Origin of the sequence: Allofournierella sp. CML151 (genome assembly GCF_027853465.1) — a bacterium.
In the GTDB taxonomy this organism is placed as follows: domain Bacteria; phylum Bacillota; class Clostridia; order Oscillospirales; family Ruminococcaceae; genus Allofournierella.
Genome location: NZ_JAPNNW010000013.1, coordinates 69,375 through 90,773 on the forward strand (window position 1 = coordinate 69,375; position 21,399 = coordinate 90,773).

Sequence of the window (21,399 nt, forward strand, 5' to 3'; positions counted from 1 at the left end):
CCCGGAAATCCGGGCCCGCTGGCTCAATTGAATCGATTCTGCGCCTCGCTCAGCTTGCCCGCCAGAATCAGCCGCACTGCGGCTTCCACGTCGTTTAACCGGCTCTCGAAGGCCTTGCGGTCCTCGCCGCCCAGCTTGCCCAGCACCCAGTTGGCCAGGTCGTACTCCGGATTGGGCTTTTCGCCCACGCCCAGCCGCACCCGGGCAAAGCCGTCGGTGCCCAGGCAGGCAATGATGTCCTTCAGGCCGTTGTGGCCGCCCGCTGAACCGCTGGGACGGATGCGGATCTTGCCCGGCTTCTGGGTTACATCGTCACACAGGATGATCACATGCTCCGGCGGAATTTTGAAAAACTCTGCCGCGGCCTGCACACTGTGGCCGGAGAGGTTCATAAAGGTCTGGGGCTTGAGCAGCAGCACTTTGCCTTCGTTCAGTGCTGCCTGCCCGTACAGGCCCTCAAACTTGGCCTTGGTAACGCTCACACCCCACTCTTTGGCCAGATGGTCAATGGCGTCAAAGCCCACATTGTGACGGGTACCTTCGTATTTTTTGCCCGGATTGCCCAGGCCCGCCACCAGCCAGTCGGCCCCGGCGGTCTGCTTTTTGAAAAACATTCTTTGACCTCACAGGTCCGGCCTTAAATAAAACGCGTTCTAAATAAAGAGAAGAGGCCGGAAAATCTAAAAATTACACCAATTATAAGCATACCAATTTTTTTAAAATTTTCAAGTGCAGGAACCAATCTTACTATGCCCGCAAAGCGGCTTTTTACCGTTATTTGTCGAATTTTACAGTGATTTGACACAAAAAGTTTCCAAATTCTGAAAAAAGTTCTGGTATTTTTTTCTCGAATCTGTTATAATGTGTTCATCACAAACGGAATATCGGCATCGCCCGAGGCTCAGCCCCGCCCGGTGCTACCATTGGAGGTTGAAGATTTTGAACAAGAAAAAATACCTTTATCTGTTCAGCGAGGGTAACCGCGACATGCGCGACATCCTCGGCGGCAAAGGCGCCAACCTGGCCGAAATGACCAACGCTGGTATGCCTGTTCCCCAGGGCTTCACCATTTCCACCGAAGCCTGCACCCAGTACTACAAAGACGGCCGTCAGATCAACCATGAGATCATGGCCGACATCTATGAATACATCGGCAAGATGGAAGACATCACCGGCAAGAAGTTCGGCAACGTTGCCAACCCCCTGCTGGTTTCCGTCCGTTCCGGTGCCCGCGCTTCCATGCCCGGCATGATGGATACCATCCTGAACCTGGGCCTGAACGACGAAGTGGTCGAGGGCCTGGCCGCCAAGACCGGCAACCCCCGCTTCGCTTACGACAGCTACCGCCGTTTCGTTCAGATGTTCAGCGACGTGGTTATGGAGCTGCCCAAGTCTGAGTTCGAGGAAATCATCGACCAGATGAAGGCCGAGAAGGGTGTCAAGATGGACACCGAGCTGGACGAGAACGATATGAAGGCTCTGGTTTTCAAGTTCAAGAGCCTGTACAAGAGCCACATGGGCACCGACTTCCCCACCGATCCCCGCGTTCAGCTGATCGAGGCAGTCAAGGCCGTGTTCCGCAGCTGGGATAACCCCCGCGCCAACGTATACCGCCGCATGAACGAGATCCCCTACGAGTGGGGCACCGCCGTTAACGTGCAGGCCATGGTATTCGGCAACACCGGCCCCAACAGCGGCACCGGCGTGGCCTTCACCCGTAACCCCGCCACCGGCGAAAAGGCTCTGTTCGGCGAGTACCTGATCAATGCTCAGGGCGAGGACGTTGTGGCCGGTATCCGTACGCCTTCTCCCATCGCGCACCTGCAGGAGCAGATGCCCGAGGTTTATGCCCAGTTCGTGGACATCGCTACCCGTCTGGAGAATCACTACAAGGATATGCAGGATATGGAGTTCACCATCGAGGATGGCAAGCTCTACATGCTGCAGACCCGTAACGGCAAGCGCACCGCTGCTGCCGCTCTGAAGATCGCCGTTGACCTGGTGGACGAGGGCATGATCGACGAGAACGAGGCCGTTCTGCGCGTTGATCCCAAGCAGCTGGACAGCCTGCTGCATCCCCAGTTCGACCCCGAGGCCCTGAAGAACGCCGAAGTGATCGGCAAGGGCTTGGCTGCCTCCCCCGGCGCTGCCTGCGGCCAGGTGGTATTCACCGCTGAGGACGCCAAGAACGCCGTTGAGAGCGGCGAGATGAAGAAGGTCATCCTGGTTCGCCTGGAGACCAGCCCCGAGGACATCGAGGGCATGGCCGTTGCACAGGGCATTCTGACCGTGCGCGGCGGTATGACCAGCCACGCTGCCGTTGTGGCCCGCGGTATGGGCACCTGCTGCGTATCTGGCTGCGGCGAGATCGTTGTGGAATACGACAAGCAGCAGTTCACTCTGGGCGGCGTGACCTACAAGCGCGGTGACTGGATCAGCCTGAACGGCTCCACCGGTAACATCTACGGCAAGGCTCTGCCCACCGTTGACGCTTCCATCAGCGGCGACTTCGGCCGCTTCATGAGCTGGGCCGACGCTGCCCGTCAGCTGAAGGTCTTCACCAACGCCGATAACCCCCGCGATGCCAAGCAGGCTGTAGAGTTCGGCGCCGAAGGCATCGGCCTGTGCCGTACCGAGCATATGTTCTTCGAGGCCGACCGCATCAAGGCTGTTCGCGAGATGATCGTGGCCGAGAACGTGGTGGACCGCAAGAAGGCTCTGGCTAAGATCATGCCCTATCAGCAGGGTGACTTCGAGGCCATGTACAAGGTTCTGGGCGAGCGTCCCATGACCATCCGTTATCTGGACCCGCCTCTGCACGAGTTCCTGCCCACCAAGGAAGAGGATATCGTGGAGCTGGCTGCGGATCTGGGCATCACCGTTGAGCATCTGCACAACGTGATCGACAGCCTGCATGAGTTCAACCCCATGATGGGCCATCGTGGCTGCCGTCTGGCCGTTTCCTACCCGGAGATCGCCGAGATGCAGACCACCGCAGTGATCAACGCTGCTATCAACGTAAGCCGTGAGACCGGTCTGAAGATCGTTCCTCACATCATGATCCCCCTGGTAGGCGAAGTCAAGGAGCTGAAGTTCGTTAAGGACGTGGTGGTTGCTACCGCCGATAAGCTGATCAAGGCTGCCGGTGTGGACATGAAGTATGAAGTGGGCACCATGATCGAGATTCCTCGTGCCGCTCTGACCGCGGACGAGATCGCCAAGGAAGCCGAGTTCTTCAGCTTCGGCACCAACGACCTGACCCAGATGACCTTCGGCTTCAGCCGTGACGATGCCGGTAAGTTCCTGAACTACTACTACGACAACAAGATCTATGAGAACGATCCGTTCGCTCATCTGGATCAGAACGGCGTAGGCAAGCTGGTTGAGATGGCTGTAACCCTGGGCCGCAAGACCCGTCCCGACCTGGGTCTGGGCATCTGCGGTGAGCACGGCGGCGATCCCACGAGCGTGGAGTTCTGCCACAAGGTTGGTCTGGACTACGTGTCCTGCTCTCCCTTCCGTGTACCCATCGCCCGTCTGGCCGCCGCTCAGGCAGCCATCAAGAACCCCCGGAAGTAATCCGATCGGGCTCATGCAGCTGACGCTGCACTTTGAGAACGCCCATGCGTTCCAGAAAGCGCGAAATTGCGTGGTAAAGCCCAGTCGATGGCATGACATCGACCTGGAAGTATACCTGTAATACGCCAATCCCCCTGCCGCTGGAAACAGCGCAGGGGGATTTTTTCTGCCTATTTTCCACAAGGCTTTGGGGCTCCGGCCCGTATTTTCAAAAATGTACCCACTTTGCGGTGTACATTTTCGGGCCCATTTCCCCCTTTGCAGCGCATCATTTTTGCAGATAAAGGAGCGTGTTACAGATGAACGAAACCACACAAAATACCCCCGATTCTCAGGTGGTGACCATGCTGGATGCCGGGGTGCTGGTGCCTTTTCAGAACCAGCCGTTCCGGGTAGCCACCGGCGAAGAAATGGACCAGCTGAAGGAAAGCATTCAGGAATACGGGGTGCTTTCTCCCCTGCTGGCCCGCCCGCTGCCGAACGGAAGCTATGAGATCGTGAGCGGCCATCGCCGCAAAGCTGCCTGCGAGGCGCTGGGCATCACCCGCCTGCCCGTGCTGGTGCGCCCGATGACCGACGATGAAGCGATCATCCTTCTGGTGGACAGCAACATTCAGCGGGAACATATTCTGCCCAGTGAAAAAGCCTTTGCGTACAAAATGAAGATGGAGGCGATCAAGCATCAGGGAAAGGCAACTTCGTGCCAACTTGGCACGAACACACGGTCAGATGGTAAATTGGCTGAACAAAGTAATGACAGTGCGCGTACAATTCAGCGTTATATCCGTCTGACCTATCTCATTCCCTCTATTCTTCAGATGGTGGACGAAGGCCGAATCGCCTTCAATCCGGCGGTGGAGATCTCCTATCTCACCGAGGAAGATCAGCAGCGTTTGAAAGATGAAATGGATGCCTGCCAGGCTACGCCTTCCCTCACCCAGTCCCGTACCCTCAAGCAGATGAGTCAGGCCGGAACTCTGACGCGGGAATACCTGCACCATCTGCTCACCGAAGAAAAGCCCAATCAGCGGCAGAAGTTCTTTCTGAATCAGGAGGACGTGAAGAAGTTCTTTCCGCCCAGCTACACACCGGAACAGATGCACAATACCATCCTGCTTCTGCTGCGTAACTGGCAGCACAAACGAGGCTACAACAAAAATCAACCCGAGCGATAACGGAGGTCTTACCATGCAATACACAAACGTCAACGGTTATCTGTTGCCCAATCTACTGTCCACCGATACGGTCCGCCCCATTGGCCGCTACGGTGAGATGCGCTGTCAGTTTCTGGAGAACCATCGCCCCGACCTGCTGGACCAGTTGCTGCTGGAGAATCGGCTCAATCAGCACCTGTCCCAGGTGGACGAAGAGGCCCGGCAGGCCGTGCAGGAATGTGTGGCCCGGATGGCTCGCCAGCAACAGGTGGACGAAGCCCTCAAGCGCGCAAATCCCATGGAGTGGGTGCGCCGGATGAACCTGATCCGGGACGCTGCGGAGCAGGCGATTCTGCCGGAATTTCTCTATCCGGAAGCTCTAGGATGACCGGACAGAAAAACGCCTGTCCACAGGGGGAACGAGCACTGGCTTTGTATAGCTTTTTGAAAGCCATACGCCGCCGCAGAGCCTCGCTCTGCACAGGGGGAAATCCCCCTGCAACCCCCGATCAACCCAACAACGCAACAACACAAAAGGATCGGGCCAGACCGCCCGGTCCTTTTTCATTAGCAAAGGAGAAAACACATGCTGAACCGAACCATCCAACTGAATATCCGCGTGACCCAGGAAGAAAAACAGCGGTTTGAGCAGGCCGCCAAAGCCTGCGGATTGTCTCTGTCTCGCTATGTGCGGATGCGGTTGAGCGGGCGAGTACCCCAGCCCACTCCGCCGCTGGAATACCAGCAGATTCTCGCCCGCCTCACCGAGCTTTACCAGCGGGAGAATACCCCACAGGTGCAGGCAGAACTGCTGAATACCCTGTTGGCCATCCAGGCCACTACCCTGCCCAGAAAGGAGACCTGACCTGTGGCTGTGACCAAAATCTGGCCGGTGAGGGGCCGTCTGGATTCCCTCATCCGCTACGCCGAAAACGAAGAGAAAACCCGAATGCCGGACCTGACGGGACTGGCTCCGGCAAAGGACGATCTGACCGAGGTGCTCCAGTACGCAGCCAACCATTCCAAAACAACACAGGATCGCCAGCTGTTTGTGAGCGGAGTGAACTGCCTGCCCGAGATCGCCCGCCAGCAGATGGAACTGACCAAACGGCAGTTTGGCGACACGGCAGGCATCGTCGCATTTCATGCCTACCAGAGCTTTCCGCCCGGAGAAGTCACCCCGGAAGAATGCCATGCCATTGGAGTGGAGCTGGCCCGCAGGCTCTGGGGTGACCGGTTTCAGGTGCTGGTTGCCACTCACCTGAATACCGATTGCTGCCATAACCATTTCGTGCTGAACTCCGTCTCCTTTGTGGACGGAAAACGGTACAACGATTGCCGGAAAACCTATCGGGCGCTGCAAAAGGCGTCGGATACGCTCTGCTGGGAGCATGGGCTTTCAGTGGTGGAAGACCCCTCCCGTCACCGCACACCCCGGAATCTCTTTCAGGCGGAAAAGGCGGGCGAACCCACCCGTTACAACGTGATGCGGCAGGACATCGACCGGGCAGTCCTTGAATGCAACCATTTCGAAGAGCTGCCCACCCGCCTGAGGAAAATGGGCTATGAGGTGAATTTCAGCCCGAACCGCAAATACGCCACCATCAAAATGCCCGGTGACGCACATGCCGTCCGCTTTAAAACCTTGGGTGAACGGTACTCGGAAGAGGCCCTCTTTGACCGCGTCTGCGAAAACACTGTGTATTCTTCTCTCTTTACGCGGCAGGAACGGTACCGCAGATGCTATCCCCCGGTTCATCCCCACGACCGGTGGAAACAGGAAGAGTTCAAAAAGGCCCTGCTCAAAACGCTGGGCATCTACCGCACCTATCTGTACTATTGCTACCTGCTGGGCAGATTGCCCGAGAAGATCCCCAACCATCGCCCGCCCCATCCGGCCATGCGGGAGGACCTGCGCCACTGGGAGCAGATCGAAGCCCAGCTGCATCTGCTGGAGCGATATTCGCTGCAAACCCGGGAGGAAGTGGAGCAATTCATCACCCAGAAAACCGAGGAGCTGCAAACTCTGGAGGCCCGGCGCACCCATTGTCGCAACCGGCTGCGCCGCTGTCACGATCCGGCGGAATGCACCGCCCTACATGCCGAGAAAGACCAGCTCACCGAAAAAATCTGTGCGGTACGCAAAGAGCTGCGTACCGCACAAAAAATCCCGCCCCGGGCAGACCGGATGCGGGAGAGAATTGAATTGTTGAACACCCAGGAGCAGCAACATGCCGCTTGCCGGGAAGAACGATAACCCAAAAAAGAAAGGATAAACGACTATGAACTACTACGGAATTCTGACCAACTACGAAGAGCGCATGGAAGCCAATCTGGAGCAGTACAGCCGCCCTGAGAAAGCCGGGACCTTCAATCTGCGCCTGGATTACCGCACCTGGGGCAAGCGGATGTGCCTGTTCTGTTATTTCACTGATGAGGACACCGGCGAGAAGATTCGCCTTGCCTGCTGGCGCAACGCCAAAGAGCACTACGCACCCCGGAAGTGCACTGATATCGATTTCGCCCGGGTTCCCACGGATAGCCTCTGGCGCTGCACACTGGAAGAGGACGCCAGAGGGAATATTAACTGGGTTATGGCGGAGAAAATTGATTGATTTTTGCGAAAATATGTATGAATGTGAAAAACAGGGAGCCAATAGCTCTTTGAATTCTGTTGTTGCAAACTTTCACAACCTTGGAACAGAAATCTGGATAGGGAAATCAATTATCTGCTAATTAAATTTTTTTATTTAATCAGACTAGAGTTAGGCTATCAGTCTGGGGGTGGAGAATAGTGATACAATCTTCCGGTTTAGGCGCGATGGTTCCATTCTCCCTGATGTGCTTGTCAATCACAGTGTAATGGTATCATGCTGAATGGTCCGGTGCAATATAATGCTTTTTCTGTAACCGCTGGGTTATCTGTTCGGACATTCGTTCTATAGTCTGCCTCGCCAGCATTATTGTTTATTGTACGGAATATATCGTCTTTCGACAAGAAGAAACACCTGGAAATGTAAAGCAACCGACAAACCGCACACAAGGATATAAGCAGGCTACAATGACTTTACAGTACCTTAGCGTCAGAATAAAAATGTGTTTGCCAATTGTCGGTATACCAAACAGGAACTGCCGCAAACTGAAAGAATTATGCAATTCCTGCAACACAAATGGAACACAAAACGAAATCTCGGCAGAATGATACAAGGGGCCGGGGCCGGTTTGGTGATTTTTGTCGATTGTTAGCCGGGAAACAGGCTGGTATGATGACACTGTGAGAAAGACAACTGTGGCCACGGTTGCTTCGGGAGCACATCCCCAAGACACAGAAACCAAAACCGGAGGAATGAACAATGGACATGTATATCGTGCTTGCAGTCACCCTCTTTATGATGGTGATGTTTGTATGGCACAAAGTGCCGTTCGGCGTTACAACGATGACCTGCTGAGTGGTTCTTGCGGCCACGGGCGTGGTGGATCTGGGCGCTGCATTCGGCGGCTTTGCCAATAAAATCGTGGTCCTCATTGCACCTATGCTGGCCATCAGCCAGGTGCTGACGAAAACCAGCCTGGTGGGCAAGATCAGCGCTTTGCTTGACCGCATCAAAGGCGCACACGGCTTGCTGCTGGTGGTTGCCTTCTATGCCGTGGGCATCATCTTCGCCCAGTTTATCCCCACCACTGCAGCCATCGCGATTCTGATCGTATTCCTGAACACCCTGAGCAAGACCGGCGACATTACTGCCAACCGCCTGCTCATGCCTTTGCTGGGCGTTATGGTGGCCTGGAAGTTCCGCGCTCCCATTGGCCTGGGCGCCACCACCTTTGCAACCCTGAACGCCATGTACGAGGGCGTTATCCCGGACAGCCAGTATGCACTGACCATGCTGGACCCCTTCTTCTTCGCCATTCTGCCCGGCATCTGCCTGGTCATTTACTGCGTGCTGTGCTGGAAGCTGATGCCCAAGGACGGCACCCTGGACCAGAGCGCTCTGAAGAAGGCGCAGCAGGTGGACCTGCTGCCCCAGAACAAGCAGATCATCGTTTACGTGGTATTCGTTGTTGTGATGCTGGTCATGATCCTGAACAAATGGACCGGCAACCTGATGTACCTGGCTCCCGCCGCCGGCGTTCTGGTGCTGGTTTACACCGGCTGCCTGGGCGTGCAGGAGACCGTGAAGCACATGACCGCCGATATGATCTGGATGCTGGCCGGCGTTCTGGTGGTTGCCGACGCTCTGGGCGCTTCCGGTGCTGGTGATCTGGTCGGCAACGGCCTGCTGAGCGTTCTGGGTCACATCGACAACCAGTTCATCGTCTTCCTGGTGTTCTCTGCTGTTACCGTGCTGATGACCACCTTCATCTCCAACCTGGCCACCCAGACCGTGCTGGTCCCCATTGCCGCTTCTGTGGCACTGGCCGGTGGCTGGGACCCCCGCGGCCTGATCCTGATTATCGGTACCTGCAACTACTTCGCGATCGCATTCCCCTCCGGCTCCGGCGAGGCTGCCGTTACCTTCGCGGCCGGCGGTTACAACCCGGTGAAGATTCTTAAATTCACCCTGCCGTATGTGTTGATCGCCATTGTGAGTTGCGCGGTTTCTGCCCAGCTCATGTATCCGCTGTATTGATCCACAAAGGTCGAAACGCCGCCCCGCCGCTGCGCGGGGCGGCCGGGAGGAAACGTTATGGAAAAGAAAATCTTTTACGCACCGGTCAATCATCCCCGCTTCGGCGATGATATCGAGCATCCCTGGAAGTATACGGTGGATGCCTACCGGGTAGCGCCCCATGTATGGCAGGTGGGCGGCCAGGACGATGTGTGTGCCTATCTGCTGGATTCCGGCGATGGCCTGATCCTGATCGATACCGGCTACCGGGCCTCCTTCTACCTGATGCTGGACCAGATCTGGCGGCTGGGTTATGACCCCGCCAAGATCAAGAAGATTCTGCTCAGTCACTGGCACTGGGACCATGTGAACGGTGCGCGTTACCTGCAGGAGATGTCCGGCTGTGAGGTGTGGCTGTCCAAAGAAGACGAGGTCATGCACCAGATGCACAAGGACCGCACCGATCACCTGCCCATGGTGGATTTCACCGTTACCAATTTCTACGACGATGCGCCCATTCAGCTGGGCCGCTTCTCCATCCAGGTCAAGCTGGCCCCGGGCCATACCCCCGGTGCGGTGGCGTTCCTCTTCAACGACACCGACGACGAGACCGGCAAAACCTATGCCTGCGCCATGCACGGCGGTATCGGCGTGCCCATGATGCGTCCGGAGAATCTGGAGGAGTGGAGCCTGACCAAGGAGATCGCTTTCCAGTTTGTGGAGGACTGCGCCGAGCTGGCCAAGTGGAAGGTGGACATCATGATGCCCAGCCATCTGAATATGGGCAATGTGCTGCCCAACATTCCCCAGGACCGAACCGATTATCAGGCATGGATCGACCCCGAAGCATGGGGCGAGACCATGCTGGGCCGGGCGGAAGTGGTGAAGGGATATTACCCTGAGCACTACGCCGGCAAATAAAATTAGAACAGGAAGGGAGCCGCTGATTATGGAAAAGAAACTGTTTTACGCGCCGGTGGAGCATCCCCGCTGCGGCGACGATCTGGAGCACCCCTGGAAATATGCGGTGCCTGCCTATAAGGCGGCGCCCCATGTGTGGCAGGTGGGCGGCCAGGACGATGTGTGCGCTTATCTGCTGGATTCCGGCGAAGGCCTGATTCTGATTGACACCGGGTACCGTGCCTCCTTTTATCTGCTGATCGATCGCATCTGGCGGGCGGGCTACGATCCCAAACAGATCAAGAAGATTCTGCTCAGCCACTGGCATTGGGACCATGTGAACGGTGCCCGTTATCTGCAGGAGCTGACCGGGGCCGAGGTATGGATCTCCAAGGCGGATGAGGAGCAGCACCAGCTGTGGAAGGACCGCACCGACCCGCTGCCCATGGTGGACTACCGGGCGGATCATTTCTATGATGATTCCACCACCATCGACCTGGGTCGCTTCTCGATACACACCCGCCTTACCCCCGGTCATACTCCCGGCGCCACCTCCTTCTGGTTCGACGATACCGACGAGACCACCGGTGAGACCTTCCGCTGCGCCATGCATGGCGGTATCGGCGTGGGCCTGATGGCGAAGAGCTACCTGGAGGAGAACGGGCTTTCTCTGGAGCTGCCCCACATCTTCATCAAGGATTGCCTGGAGATGGCCGACAGCTGGAAGGTGGACATCTGCCTGCCCAGCCACCTGAACCAGGGCAATGTGAAGCCCAACATCCCCGAGGACAAGACCGACTACCGGGTCTGGATCGACGGCGAGCTGTGGGGCGATGTGCTGCGGGACCGTGCTGAGGCTGTGAAGAAGATGTATCCGGAGGTTTATTCCGCCGGCTGATCGCACATCAATCATAAGGCATGCGGGTGCATCTCCCGTCCTTTGCGGGGCAGGGGATGCGCCCTTTGCCTGTTTACAGGAAAGGAGAAACCGCGATGCCGGTTCGTTTTCAGCTGCCCGCACGTATGGGCCACACCGATGAGGAACTGGCCTTCATCCGGGAGATGGGCATCCGCTATCTGAATCTGAATGTAATGCCGCCCCAGGCAAACGAGGAGGACCTGCAGCGGGAGAAGGAACGGCTGGCCCGTTTTGATCTGGAGATCTCGGACCTGGCCTGCCCGCCGCTGCAGAAAAATCCCGCCATTATCCTTGGCCGGCCGGACCGGGAGGAGCAGCTGGATCAGTTCTGCGCCTTTGTGCGGCTGGCCGGGCGTATGGGCGTGAAGATCGTCTCGGTGGCCTGGCAACCCAACGGAATCTTCCGTACCGGCCGGGCCTGCCGCCCCTGTACCCGGGGCGGGGTATCTGCCTATGCGGATATGGCCGAGATTGCGGCCCGGCCCGTCAGCAATGACCGGGAATATGGAGAAGAGGAGATCTGGGCCAACTTTGCGTACTTTTTGCGCCGGGTGCTTCCGGTGTGCGAGGCCAGCGGAGTGCGGTTGGCGCTGCATCCCAACGACCCGCCGGTGAAATCCCTGGGCGGCGTGCACAGCCTGATCTACAACACCGACTGCTACGAACGGGCCTTCCGGCTGGCGAACAACAGCCCGGCACTGGGCATCAAGCTTTGCGTGGGCTGCTGGCTGGAGGGCGGCGAGGCCTTCGGCAACCTGATGGAGGACATCCGCAGCCTGTGCGAGCGGGACAAGATCCTGGTGGTACACTTCCGCAACGTGTCCGGCCGGCTGCCTTATTTTGAGGAGACGCTCAGCGAGGACGGCTATGCCGATATGTACGCAATCATGAAGCAGTTCGTGCGCTGCGGCTACGAGGGCTATATGTCGGTGGACCACGCCTTTGCAGGGTATCCGTCCATGGGCGGGACGCTGGGCGCCTTTGCCTATCCCACCGGTCACATGAAAGGCCTGTGGGAGGCTGCAATGCGGGAATGCGGCCAAAACCCGTATTCCGGCGGCCCGTCTGCATGATTTGAAATGCTGTTGCAACAAATGAAACGCCCTTGTGCAATCCCGTGCGAAGCGCACAATGGGAACCGGGGATTTTAGGCGGCATTGCAGATTGCCGCCGCTGCCTGCTGCTGGTATGCTTATACCAGACGAAAGGCTGAGCGCCGGGCACCGGGCCAAAGGCGGCCCGCCCGATCCTGAACATCTGCAAAAGGAGCATCAATTATGAAAACACCTGTGATCACCAAGATGGAAGTATATCCCGTTGCCGGGCGGGACTGCATGGAGCTGAATCTTTCCGGTGCGCATGCGCCCTATTTCACCCGCAACATCGTCATCCTCACCGATTCCACCGGCACTGAGGGCGTGGGCGAGGTGCCCGGCGGCCAGAAGATCACCGCCGCGCTGGAGAATGTGAAGGACCTGGTGGTGGGTACCGCCATCGGCGATTACAAGGCTACCTTGAACAAGGTGCGCGCCTGGCTGGATGCCAACATCAAGGACGACGTGCGCGGCCAGCAGACCTTCGATCTGCGCACCGGCGTGCATGTGGTCACCGCCATTGAGGCCCCGCTGCTGGACCTGCTGGGCAAGTATCTGGATGTGCCCGCCGCCGCGCTGATGGGCGATGGCATCCAGCGGGAGCGGGTGCGTTTCCTGAGCTACCTGTTCTATGTGGGCGACCGCAAGAAGACCGACCTGCCCTACGCTTCCGAGCCGGATTCCGACTGCGAGTGGTACCGCCTGCGCCATGAGGAGGCCATGACCCCCGAGGCCATTGTTGCTCTGGCCAAGGCCACCCACGAGAAATACGGCTTTGAGGACTTCAAGCTCAAGGGCGGCGTGCTGGAGCCCAAGGAGGAGCTGAAGGCGGTGCAGGCCATCAAGGAGGCCTTCCCCAACGCCCGTGTGGATCTGGACCCCAACGGCTGCTGGAGCCTGGCCGAGGCGCTGGAGATCGCCCCCGAGCTGAAGAAGGTGCTGGCCTACTGCGAGGACCCCTGCGGCGCGGAGAACGGCTTCTCCGGCCGTGAGGTGATGGCCGAATTCCGCAAGGCCACCATGATGCCCACCGCCACCAACATGATCAACACTGACTGGCGCCAGATGTGCCACTGCATCGCCCTGCAGAGCGTGGACATCCCTCTGGCCGACCCCCATTTCTGGACCATGAACGGCTCGGTTCGTGTGGGCCAGCTGTGCAACGACTTCGGCCTGATGTGGGGCTGCCATTCCAACAACCATTTCGACATCAGCCTGGCCATGGTGGTGCAGTGCGCCGCCGCCATCCCCGGTAAGATGAACGGCATCGACACCCACTGGATCTGGCAGGAGGGTCTGGAGCGGCTGACCAAGGAGCCCATGCAGATCGTGGACGGCTGCATCGACCTGCCCAAGAAGCCGGGCCTGGGCATCGAAGTGGACCGGGAGCAGGTGATGAAGGCCCATCAGCTGTATGTGGACAACTGCCTGGGCGCCCGTGACGACGCCAAGGGCATGCAGTACCTGATCCCCGGCTGGAAGTTTGATCCCAAGCGCCCCTGCATGGTGCGCTGAGCGGCAGGCCGCCGTTTGTAAAAACGCCAAACCCCTCCAAAGGGACGGGCCGGGACCGGCCCGTCCCTTTTTTGCCTGCCGCTGGTGTGGCGGGAGGAAAGATGCTATAATTCATTTCAGAATACTTGCAATTTGATTGCAGAGCCATCACGCGGGCAGCGCCGCTGCCGGAAAGGGGCTGTTATGAGCCACATTGCAATTTTACTGCCCAAGGACGACCTGGTGCTCCAGGCCCGGGAGCTGGCCAAAGGGCATTATTCCATCGCCGAGATCCGCCAGATCGAGACCGAAAACGCGGTGGAGGAGGCCCGCACCTCCATTCAGAACGGGGCGGGAATCCTGATCTGCCGGGGCCTGCAGGCGCTGCGTATCCGGGAAAATCTGAACGTGCCGGTGGTGAGCGTGAAGCTCACCGCCCAGGGCATCGGTCTTTTGCTGTGCAAGGCCAAGCGCCTCACGGTGGAGCCCCGGCCCCGGGTGGCGCTGGTGGCGGTGTGCGACATGCTGTGCGATACCAGCTGCTGCAGCATGCTCTTCGGGGTGGACCTGCAGATTTTCGCCTACCGCACCGAAGAGGAGTACGAGGAGATGAACCGCAAGGCGCTGGCCAGCAAGCCGGATGTGATCATCGGCGGCGATCTGACCATGGACATGGCCAGAGAGGCGGGCTGCGCCAGCCTGTTTCTGGATTTCAGCGACGACTCCTTCAACGATGCCATCCAGAACGCGGAAACCGCGCTGATGGCCAACGAGATGAACCAGCGGGCCAACGCCCAGATCGACGCTTTGCTGAACAACACCACCAACGGCTACATACAGCTGAACCGGGCCGGAAGGGTGACCAAGTGCAATGACATCATGCTGGAGGCGCTGGAATGCGGCAGCGACGCGCTGCTGGGACGCCCGCTGCAGGAGGTGATCCCCGGCCTGGAGCAGGAGGTCATCGACAACGTGCTGGCGGGCGGCAACAGCTACTCCACCTTCCTGCATATCCGGTACCAGGCCATGGTGGCCATTCTCGCCCCCATCCGGTTGGAGGACGGCCAGGTGGACGGGGCCATTCTCTCCTGCCACAAGGTACACCGTTCCATCCAGCTGGACCCTCGCGCCGAGGACGGCGAGCTGCTGCAGGGCAATCTGACCCAGCGCAGCTTTGAGAACGTGCACCACCGTTCACCCGCCATGGCCCGGGCGGTGGACCAGGCCCGGCTGTTCAGCCAGTCCGCCGCGCCCATCCTGCTGGCGGGACCCCAGGGGCTGGAGGTGGGCCTGCTGGCCCAGTGCATTCACAACAACAGCACCAACCGAACCGGCCCCTTCGTGCAGCTGAACTGCGCCAGCCTGGAGCCGGAGGACCAGATGACCGCCCTGTTCGGTACCGGCTACAAGAACAAGGACGGCGAGGTGGATCTGGGCGTGCTGGGCATGGCCGAGAACGGCACCCTGTTGCTGCAAGAGGTGGACAAGCTCTCGTACACGGTGCAGTCCAACATCTACCAGGCGGTGCGCTACCACCGGGTGATCCAGCGCAATCTGGAGCGGCCGGTGCATGTGAACACCCGCATCATCGTTACCTCCGAGGGCGATCTGTACGCTTTGGCCTGCCAGGGCCAGTTCCGTATGGATCTGTATTATCTTCTGGCGGGTCTGCGCATCGATCTGCCGCCTCTGAAAAAGCGCCCGGAGGACCTGGCGGATCTGCTGCAGGATACCTTCCAGCGGCTGTGCGAGAACCTGCGCCGTTACCATGTGATCACAAACGGCGGCATGGAGCTGCTGAAAAGCCTGGACTGGCCGGGCAACATCATCCAGATCAACGGCTTCCTGGAGCGGCTGGTGCTCACCGCCCGCCACCGCAGCATTGACGAGACGGCCATCCGCAGCCTGTATGATGAGATGTACCCCCGCCAGCCGGACGATGTCAAGCAGCCCGCCGAACCCCGCCAGAGCCGGGAGGCCCAGCGCATTCTGGAGGCGCTGGAGCGCAACGACGGCAACCGGGCCCTCACCGCTCAGGAGCTGGGCATGAGCACCACCACCCTGTGGCGGAAAATCAAAAAGCTGGGCATTGAGCTTTAAACCCAAGCCGCATCCTGCAAACAGGATGCGGCTTTTTTACTGCTTTGACAGACCTTTCATTTCAGGATGAAATAAAAATGAAACGCTTTTCGCTCTCTTTTGAAAGACTGGCAATTTGCAATGAAAGGGAAAGCGGTGCTTTGGCTTATCCGTCAATTGTTTTGACGGGCCTTTTTTCTATAATGGGTAGTGTCAAGAATAAGGCGGCGGCGCTACGCGCCGATGCGCCATGGAGAAAGAAAGGATGATAAACCGTGGCTTTTGTACCCTATGGGATCACGCCCCCCATTATCACCCCCTTCCATGAGGATGGATCGGTGGACTATGAGACCCTGGCCATGATGAGCAAGCGGCTGGTGGAAAACGGCGTGCACGGCCTGTTCCCCATGGGAACCACCGGTGAGTTTTACGCGGTGAACGACGAGGAGTTCGTGAAGATCCTGACCACCGTGAAGGATGCGGTGGCCGGCATGACCACCCGCAAGGGCCGGCCCATTCAGCTGTTCGCCGGCTGCAACCACATTACCACCCGAGGCGTGATCCATCTGATCCGCCTGGTGGAGCAGGTGGGCGGCTACGACGCGGTGAGTGTGCTCACCCCCATGTTCATCAGCCAGACCCAGGACGAGCTGTACACCTACTATAAGACCATTGCCGACAGCACCGATATGCCGGTGATCCTTTACAACAACAAGCCCAAGACCAACGTGACCATCGCTCCCGAGACGGTGGCCCGCCTGGCCCGGGACTGCGCCAACATCGTGGCGGTGAAGGATTCCACCGGCGACATGACCAACAGCGAGGAGTACCTGCGCCTGACCCGTGACCAGCGGGATCACTTCAACGTGCTCATGGGCCGCGACACCCTGATCTTCGCTGCCCTGATGTACGGCGCCACCGGCGCCATTGCCAGCTGCGCCAACGTGGCCCCCCGCATCACCGCCGACATCTACGACAAATGGGAGGACGGCGATCTGGCGGGTGCGCTGGAGGCTCAGTACAAGCTGGCTCCGCTGCGCATCGCCACCAACATGGGCACCTTCCCCCAGACCATCAAGGAGGCACTGGTGATGCAGGGCCTGCCGGTGGGCAAATGTCTGGACCCCATCCAGGAGCTGAACGCGGACCAGAAGGCAAAGCTGCGCAAGGTGCTGGAGGATATGGACCTGCTTTGATCCGAGAAAGGAGCGAGGACCGATGGAATACCGCCGCTTTCAAAACAAGGTGTTTGTGCGCATCGACCGGGGTGAGGAGATCCTGGAGCAGCTGAAAAAGCTGTGTGAGGCCGAGCACATCACCCTGGCCGAGGTGAAGGCCCTGGGCGCGCTGAGCGAGTTCACCGTGGGCCTGTTCAACCCCGACACCAAACAATACGACAGCCACACCTACCACGAGCTGACCGAGATCACCAGCCTGTGGGGCACCGTGACCACCAAGGAGGGCGAGCACTACGCTCACCTGCATCTGAGTGCCGCAGGGCTGGACAACAAGGCCCTGGGCGGCCACATGAGCCACGCAGTGGTGGGCGGCACCTGCGAGATGGTGCTGGATGTGGTGGACGGCACGGTGGAGCGCCAGCTGAGCGACGAGATCGGGCTGAACCTGTTCAAATTCTTATGATTTCCCCCGAACTTCTTTCGGAGAAACACTATACAAAAGAAACGAGGTAATTTATCATGAAAATTGGTTTGATTGGACTGGGCATCATGGGCAAGCCCATGGCAAAGAATCTGCTGAAGGCCGGCTACGAGCTGGTGGTAAACGACCGCAACCAGGCCAGCATCGACGAGGTAGTGGCCGCCGGTGCCACCTACGCCACTCAGGCTGAGATCGGCGAGACCTGCGACGTGGTACTGACCATGCTGCCCAACTCCCCCCAGGTGAAGGAAGTTATGCTGGGCGACGACGGTGTTGCCGCCCACATGAAGGCGGGCTCCACCTTCATCGACATGAGCTCCATCAACCCGGTTGCCAGCAAGGAGATCGCCGCTGTGCTGGAGGCCAAGGGCATCGACATGCTGGACGCCCCCGTTTCCGGCGGCGAGCCCAAGGCCATCGACGGCACCCTGTCCTTCATGGTGGGCGGCAAGCAGGAAGTGTTCGACAAGTACAAGGACCTGCTGGGCGCCATGGGTGCTTCTGTTGTGCGCTGCGGCGACGTGGGCGCCGGCAACACCACCAAGCTGGCCAACCAGATCATCGTGGCCTGCAACATCCAGGCTCTGGCTGAGGCCCTGACCCTGGCCCAGAAGGCCGGTGTGGACCCCGAGCTGGTGTTCCAGGCCATCCGCGGCGGCCTGGCCGGCAGCACCGTTATGGACGCCAAGGCTCCCATGATGATCGCTGGCAACGACAAGCCCGGCTTCAAGATTGACCTGCACATCAAGGACCTGAACAACGCGCTGGACTGCGCCCACACCGTTGGCTCTCCGCTGCCCATGACCGCCGCCGTGCAGGAAGTGATGCAGTGGCTGCACAACAACGGCAAGGGTCAGGCGGACCACAGCGCCATTGCCCAGTACTACGAGAAGCTGACCGACATTCAGATCGGCCGCTGATTCCATTCAAGAAAAAAGCGAGGAATGTGCCATGAACAGCAGCTTGCGCAGCGATGCGAATACCATCATTGAACAGTCCATCCGGGCTGTTCTGCCGGACGAGGCAGTGCGCCGTGCGTTGAGCGGCCGGGCGTTTTCCGGCCGGGTGCTGCTGGTGGCAGCGGGCAAGGCGGCCTGGCAGATGGCCAGTGCCGCCGCGGCCCAGCTGGGCGACGGGCTCACCGCCGGTGTGGTGGTGACCAAATACGACCACGTGAAGGGGCCCATTCCCCGCTGCACCTGCTACGAGGCGGGCCACCCGGTGCCGGACGAGAACTCTTTCGCCGCCACCCAGGCCGCACTGGACCTGGTCAAGGACGCGGGCGAGGGCGACACCGTGCTGTTCCTGCTGTCCGGCGGCGGCAGCGCATTGTTTGAAAAGCCGCTGGTGAGCGGCGAGGAGCTGCAGAACATCACCGGCCAGCTGCTGGCCTGCGGGGCGGACATTGTGGAGATGAATACCCTGCGCAAGCGCCTGAGTGCTGTGAAGGGCGGGCGCTTTGCCCAGCTGTGCGCGCCGGCGAAGGTGTTCGCGGTGGTGCTCAGCGACATTCTGGGCGACCCGCTGGATATGATTGCCTCCGGTCCCGCCTGCCCGGATTCCTCCACCTGCGCCCAGGCACTGGCGGTGGTGGAAAAGTACCATCTGAACCTGAGCGATGCTGCCATGGAGTGCCTGAAGCAGGAAACCCCCAAGCAGCTGGACAATGTGGAAACACAGATCACCGGCAGCGTACGCCAGCTGTGCGCCGCCGCTGCCGAAGCTTGCCGCCAGCTGGGCTACGAGCCGGTGATTCTCACCGACCAGCTGTGCTGCCAGGCCAAGGAGGCGGGAAGCTTCCTGGCCTCCATCGTCAAGACCCACGCCTGCCCTGAGCACCCCATGGCCTTTATCGCCGGGGGTGAAACGGTGGTTCAGCTCACCGGCAAGGGCAAGGGCGGCCGCAACCAGGAGCTTGCCCTGGCCGCCGCCGAGGGCATCGCGGGCATGGAGAATGCGGCGGTGTTCAGCGTGGGCAGCGACGGCACCGACGGCCCCACCGACGCCGCGGGCGGCTATGTGGACGGAAGCACCCGCGCCGCGCTGCTGGCTGAGGGACTGACCGTGCACGGGGTACTGGCAGACAACGATGCCTACCATGCCCTGCAGAAGACCGGGGGACTGATTGTGACCGGCCCCACCGGCACCAATGTGAACGACGTGGCTCTGGCGCTGGTGCGCTGAGCCGAGCCGATACACACCCAACCGAACTGTTATCATACCTCTCATTTTAATATTCTCCTTATAAGGCAGGCGCCGCCCGGCTCCGGGGTTCCCGGAGCGCGGGCGGTGTTTGCTTTTTTGCAGGATTGAAATACCCGGTACAGGAATGAATGCCGGATGAAAGGAAGCTGCAAGGAAAATGAACGGTTTGCCAAAGCGCACAGCACGGAAGGGTATATCCCGTCGGGTTTGCCGCTTGTGAGAGCGGGGCACGACGGGCTACAATAAAGGCAGAAAAAATGCCCGGCCCCACGGTGGGGCCCAGTATACCGGAGGAAATAAGAATGAACGCAACATCCCCTGTTATCAAAACTATGCAGGTCATCCCGGTGGCGGGCTACGACAGCATGCTCATGACCCTGAGCGGCGCCCACGCGCCCTGCTTCACCCGCAACCTGGTGATTCTGACCGATACCGCCGGGCACACCGGCATCGGCGAGATTCACGGCGGCGACTACACCTGCGAGTGCCTGAACGCGGTGAAGCCTCTGGTGGAGGGCCAGCCGGTGGCCTGCTACCGCCAGGTACTGCAGCGCATCCACAAGCTGGCCAAGCGGGCCGAGGGCGACGACGGCGAGGGTATCCAGACGCTGGATATCTCCAAGCTGAAATTCGTGGTGAAAAGCGAGTGGGCCATCGAGTGCGCCATGATGGACCTGATGGGCCAGTTTTTGGGTGTGCCCATGTGCCAGCTGATGGGCGAGGGCCAGCAGCGCACCGAGGTGGAAATGCTGGGCTACATGTTCTATGTGTCCGACAAGGAAAAGTACACCGCCCCCGGCTTGCAGTATCTGGACGAGAGCGGCAGCTCTGATGCCTGGTTCCGGCTGCGCCGCCAGGAGATGCTCACCCCTGAGCGGATGGTGGAGCAGGCCCAGGCCCTGCACGAAAAATATGGCTTCAACAACTTCAAGCTCAAGGGCGGCGTGCTGCGGGGCGAGGAGGAGATGGAAACGCTGCGGGCGGTGAAAAAGGCCTTCCCCGAGGCCCGCATCAACATCGACCCCAACGGTGCCTGGAGCCTGGAGGAGGCCATTCGCCTGTGCAAGAACATGCACGATGTGATCACCTATGTGGAGGACCCCTGCGGCCCCGAAGCGGGTTATTCCGGCCGGGAGATCATGCGGGAGTTCAAGAACGCCACCCAGTTCCAGGTGGCCACCAACATGATCGCCACCGACTGGCGGCAGTTCTACCACACCGTGAGCCTGAACGCCTGCGACATCATCCTGGCCGACCCCCATTTCTGGGGCTTCGACGGGGCCATTCGCATGGCGCAGCTGCTGGAAAAATGGGGCCTGACCTGGGGTGTGCACTCCAACAATCATTTCGACATCACCCTGGCGGCCTTTGCCCAGGTGGGCGCGGCGGCTACCGGCGAGCCCGCCCCGCTGGACACCCACTGGATCTGGCAGGACGGCCAGAATCTGCTGGTGGACACCCCCCAGATCGTGAACGGCAAGCTGCAGGTACCGGATGCCCCGGGCCTGGGCGTGCACCTGAACATGGAGCGGGTGATGCAGGCCAACGCCCTGTACAACAGCCTGCCCAGCCACGACCGGGACGACGCCATGGCCATGCAGTACCTGATTCCCGGCTGGAAGTACGATCACAAAAAGCCCTGCCTGGTGCGCTGAGCAGGGCGGAAAATGAATGGATTTCTCCTTTTCTCTTTTTAACCTCTCTCA

Annotated in this window: 19 protein-coding genes; 18 read left to right on the forward strand and 1 reads right to left on the reverse strand. The window is 59.4% G+C overall.

The window, feature by feature from the left end:
* Nucleotides 1-23: 23 nt before the first annotated feature.
* Entirely contained in the window at nt 24-614 is a 591-nt protein-coding gene (gene pth, locus PH256_RS10415; protein ID WP_087184501.1) for an aminoacyl-tRNA hydrolase, read from the reverse strand.
* A 322-nt stretch (nt 615-936) separates the two neighbouring features.
* Here pth and ppdK point away from each other — a divergent pair, with 322 nt between their 5' ends.
* The 18 genes from ppdK (at nt 937) to PH256_RS10505 (ending at nt 21,348) form a co-directional block, all read left to right on the forward strand.
* Nucleotides 937-3,579 (forward strand): pyruvate, phosphate dikinase, encoded by a 2,643-nt coding sequence (ppdK, locus tag PH256_RS10420; RefSeq protein ID WP_255396691.1) that lies wholly within the window; start codon nt 937-939, stop codon nt 3,577-3,579.
* Between the two features lie 299 nt (nt 3,580-3,878).
* A complete protein-coding gene (locus PH256_RS10425) occupies nt 3,879-4,754 on the forward strand; it encodes a ParB/RepB/Spo0J family partition protein (RefSeq protein WP_270914100.1) in 876 nt (291 codons plus the stop codon).
* A gap of 13 nt (nt 4,755-4,767) precedes the next feature.
* Nucleotides 4,768-5,121 (forward strand): TnpV protein, encoded by a 354-nt coding sequence (locus PH256_RS10430; RefSeq protein ID WP_270914101.1) that lies wholly within the window; start codon nt 4,768-4,770, stop codon nt 5,119-5,121.
* 198 nt (nt 5,122-5,319) lie between these two features.
* A complete protein-coding gene (locus PH256_RS10435; protein ID WP_270914103.1) occupies nt 5,320-5,598 on the forward strand; it encodes a plasmid mobilization protein in 279 nt (92 codons plus the stop codon).
* A gap of 3 nt (nt 5,599-5,601) precedes the next feature.
* Nucleotides 5,602-6,990, forward strand: coding sequence for a relaxase/mobilization nuclease domain-containing protein (locus PH256_RS10440; protein ID WP_270914105.1), 1,389 nt, complete (start codon nt 5,602-5,604; stop codon nt 6,988-6,990).
* Nucleotides 6,991-7,015: 25 nt separating this feature from the next.
* Entirely contained in the window at nt 7,016-7,348 is a 333-nt protein-coding gene (locus PH256_RS10445) for a hypothetical protein (RefSeq protein WP_270914107.1), read from the forward strand.
* Nucleotides 7,349-8,182: 834 nt separating this feature from the next.
* Nucleotides 8,183-9,364, forward strand: coding sequence for an SLC13 family permease (locus tag PH256_RS10450; RefSeq protein WP_270914109.1), 1,182 nt, complete (start codon nt 8,183-8,185; stop codon nt 9,362-9,364).
* Nucleotides 9,365-9,421: 57 nt separating this feature from the next.
* Entirely contained in the window at nt 9,422-10,264 is an 843-nt protein-coding gene (locus tag PH256_RS10455) for an MBL fold metallo-hydrolase (protein WP_270914111.1), read from the forward strand.
* A 28-nt stretch (nt 10,265-10,292) separates the two neighbouring features.
* Nucleotides 10,293-11,141 carry an MBL fold metallo-hydrolase gene (locus PH256_RS10460; RefSeq protein WP_270914113.1) on the forward strand — a complete coding sequence of 283 codons (849 nt, stop codon included), beginning with the start codon at nt 10,293-10,295 and terminating at the stop codon, nt 11,139-11,141.
* Nucleotides 11,142-11,236: 95 nt separating this feature from the next.
* Entirely contained in the window at nt 11,237-12,235 is a 999-nt protein-coding gene (locus PH256_RS10465; RefSeq protein WP_270914115.1) for a mannonate dehydratase, read from the forward strand.
* Between the two features lie 204 nt (nt 12,236-12,439).
* A complete protein-coding gene (locus PH256_RS10470; RefSeq protein WP_270914117.1) occupies nt 12,440-13,771 on the forward strand; it encodes an enolase C-terminal domain-like protein in 1,332 nt (443 codons plus the stop codon).
* A gap of 183 nt (nt 13,772-13,954) precedes the next feature.
* A complete protein-coding gene (locus PH256_RS10475) occupies nt 13,955-15,850 on the forward strand; it encodes a sigma 54-interacting transcriptional regulator (RefSeq protein ID WP_270914119.1) in 1,896 nt (631 codons plus the stop codon).
* 77 nt (nt 15,851-15,927) lie between these two features.
* Complete coding sequence (locus tag PH256_RS10480; RefSeq protein WP_270914121.1) at nt 15,928-16,098, forward strand: hypothetical protein; 171 nt, start codon at nt 15,928-15,930, stop codon at nt 16,096-16,098.
* Between the two features lie 6 nt (nt 16,099-16,104).
* Complete coding sequence (locus tag PH256_RS10485) at nt 16,105-17,025, forward strand: dihydrodipicolinate synthase family protein (protein ID WP_270914123.1); 921 nt, start codon at nt 16,105-16,107, stop codon at nt 17,023-17,025.
* Between the two features lie 22 nt (nt 17,026-17,047).
* Nucleotides 17,048-17,470 carry a PPC domain-containing DNA-binding protein gene (locus PH256_RS10490; protein WP_270914125.1) on the forward strand — a complete coding sequence of 141 codons (423 nt, stop codon included), beginning with the start codon at nt 17,048-17,050 and terminating at the stop codon, nt 17,468-17,470.
* A gap of 56 nt (nt 17,471-17,526) precedes the next feature.
* Nucleotides 17,527-18,408 carry a 2-hydroxy-3-oxopropionate reductase gene (gene garR, locus PH256_RS10495; RefSeq protein WP_270914127.1) on the forward strand — a complete coding sequence of 294 codons (882 nt, stop codon included), beginning with the start codon at nt 17,527-17,529 and terminating at the stop codon, nt 18,406-18,408.
* A gap of 31 nt (nt 18,409-18,439) precedes the next feature.
* Complete coding sequence (locus PH256_RS10500; protein ID WP_270914128.1) at nt 18,440-19,672, forward strand: glycerate kinase type-2 family protein; 1,233 nt, start codon at nt 18,440-18,442, stop codon at nt 19,670-19,672.
* A 323-nt stretch (nt 19,673-19,995) separates the two neighbouring features.
* Entirely contained in the window at nt 19,996-21,348 is a 1,353-nt protein-coding gene (locus tag PH256_RS10505) for an enolase C-terminal domain-like protein (protein ID WP_270914129.1), read from the forward strand.
* The last annotated feature ends 51 nt before the right edge of the window (nt 21,349-21,399 follow it).

Coding starts and splice junctions, on each gene's coding strand:
- pth (WP_087184501.1), bottom strand. CDS start 614: ATGTTTTTCAAAAAGCAGACCGCCGGGGCCGACTGGCTGGTGGCGGGC.
- PH256_RS10425 (WP_270914100.1), top strand. CDS start 3,879: ATGAACGAAACCACACAAAATACCCCCGATTCTCAGGTGGTGACCATG.
- PH256_RS10430 (WP_270914101.1), top strand. CDS start 4,768: ATGCAATACACAAACGTCAACGGTTATCTGTTGCCCAATCTACTGTCC.
- PH256_RS10435 (WP_270914103.1), top strand. CDS start 5,320: ATGCTGAACCGAACCATCCAACTGAATATCCGCGTGACCCAGGAAGAA.
- PH256_RS10445 (WP_270914107.1), top strand. CDS start 7,016: ATGAACTACTACGGAATTCTGACCAACTACGAAGAGCGCATGGAAGCC.
- PH256_RS10455 (WP_270914111.1), top strand. CDS start 9,422: ATGGAAAAGAAAATCTTTTACGCACCGGTCAATCATCCCCGCTTCGGC.
- PH256_RS10460 (WP_270914113.1), top strand. CDS start 10,293: ATGGAAAAGAAACTGTTTTACGCGCCGGTGGAGCATCCCCGCTGCGGC.
- PH256_RS10465 (WP_270914115.1), top strand. CDS start 11,237: ATGCCGGTTCGTTTTCAGCTGCCCGCACGTATGGGCCACACCGATGAG.
- PH256_RS10470 (WP_270914117.1), top strand. CDS start 12,440: ATGAAAACACCTGTGATCACCAAGATGGAAGTATATCCCGTTGCCGGG.
- PH256_RS10475 (WP_270914119.1), top strand. CDS start 13,955: ATGAGCCACATTGCAATTTTACTGCCCAAGGACGACCTGGTGCTCCAG.
- PH256_RS10480 (WP_270914121.1), top strand. CDS start 15,928: ATGAAACGCTTTTCGCTCTCTTTTGAAAGACTGGCAATTTGCAATGAA.
- PH256_RS10490 (WP_270914125.1), top strand. CDS start 17,048: ATGGAATACCGCCGCTTTCAAAACAAGGTGTTTGTGCGCATCGACCGG.
- garR (WP_270914127.1), top strand. CDS start 17,527: ATGAAAATTGGTTTGATTGGACTGGGCATCATGGGCAAGCCCATGGCA.
- PH256_RS10500 (WP_270914128.1), top strand. CDS start 18,440: ATGAACAGCAGCTTGCGCAGCGATGCGAATACCATCATTGAACAGTCC.
- PH256_RS10505 (WP_270914129.1), top strand. CDS start 19,996: ATGAACGCAACATCCCCTGTTATCAAAACTATGCAGGTCATCCCGGTG.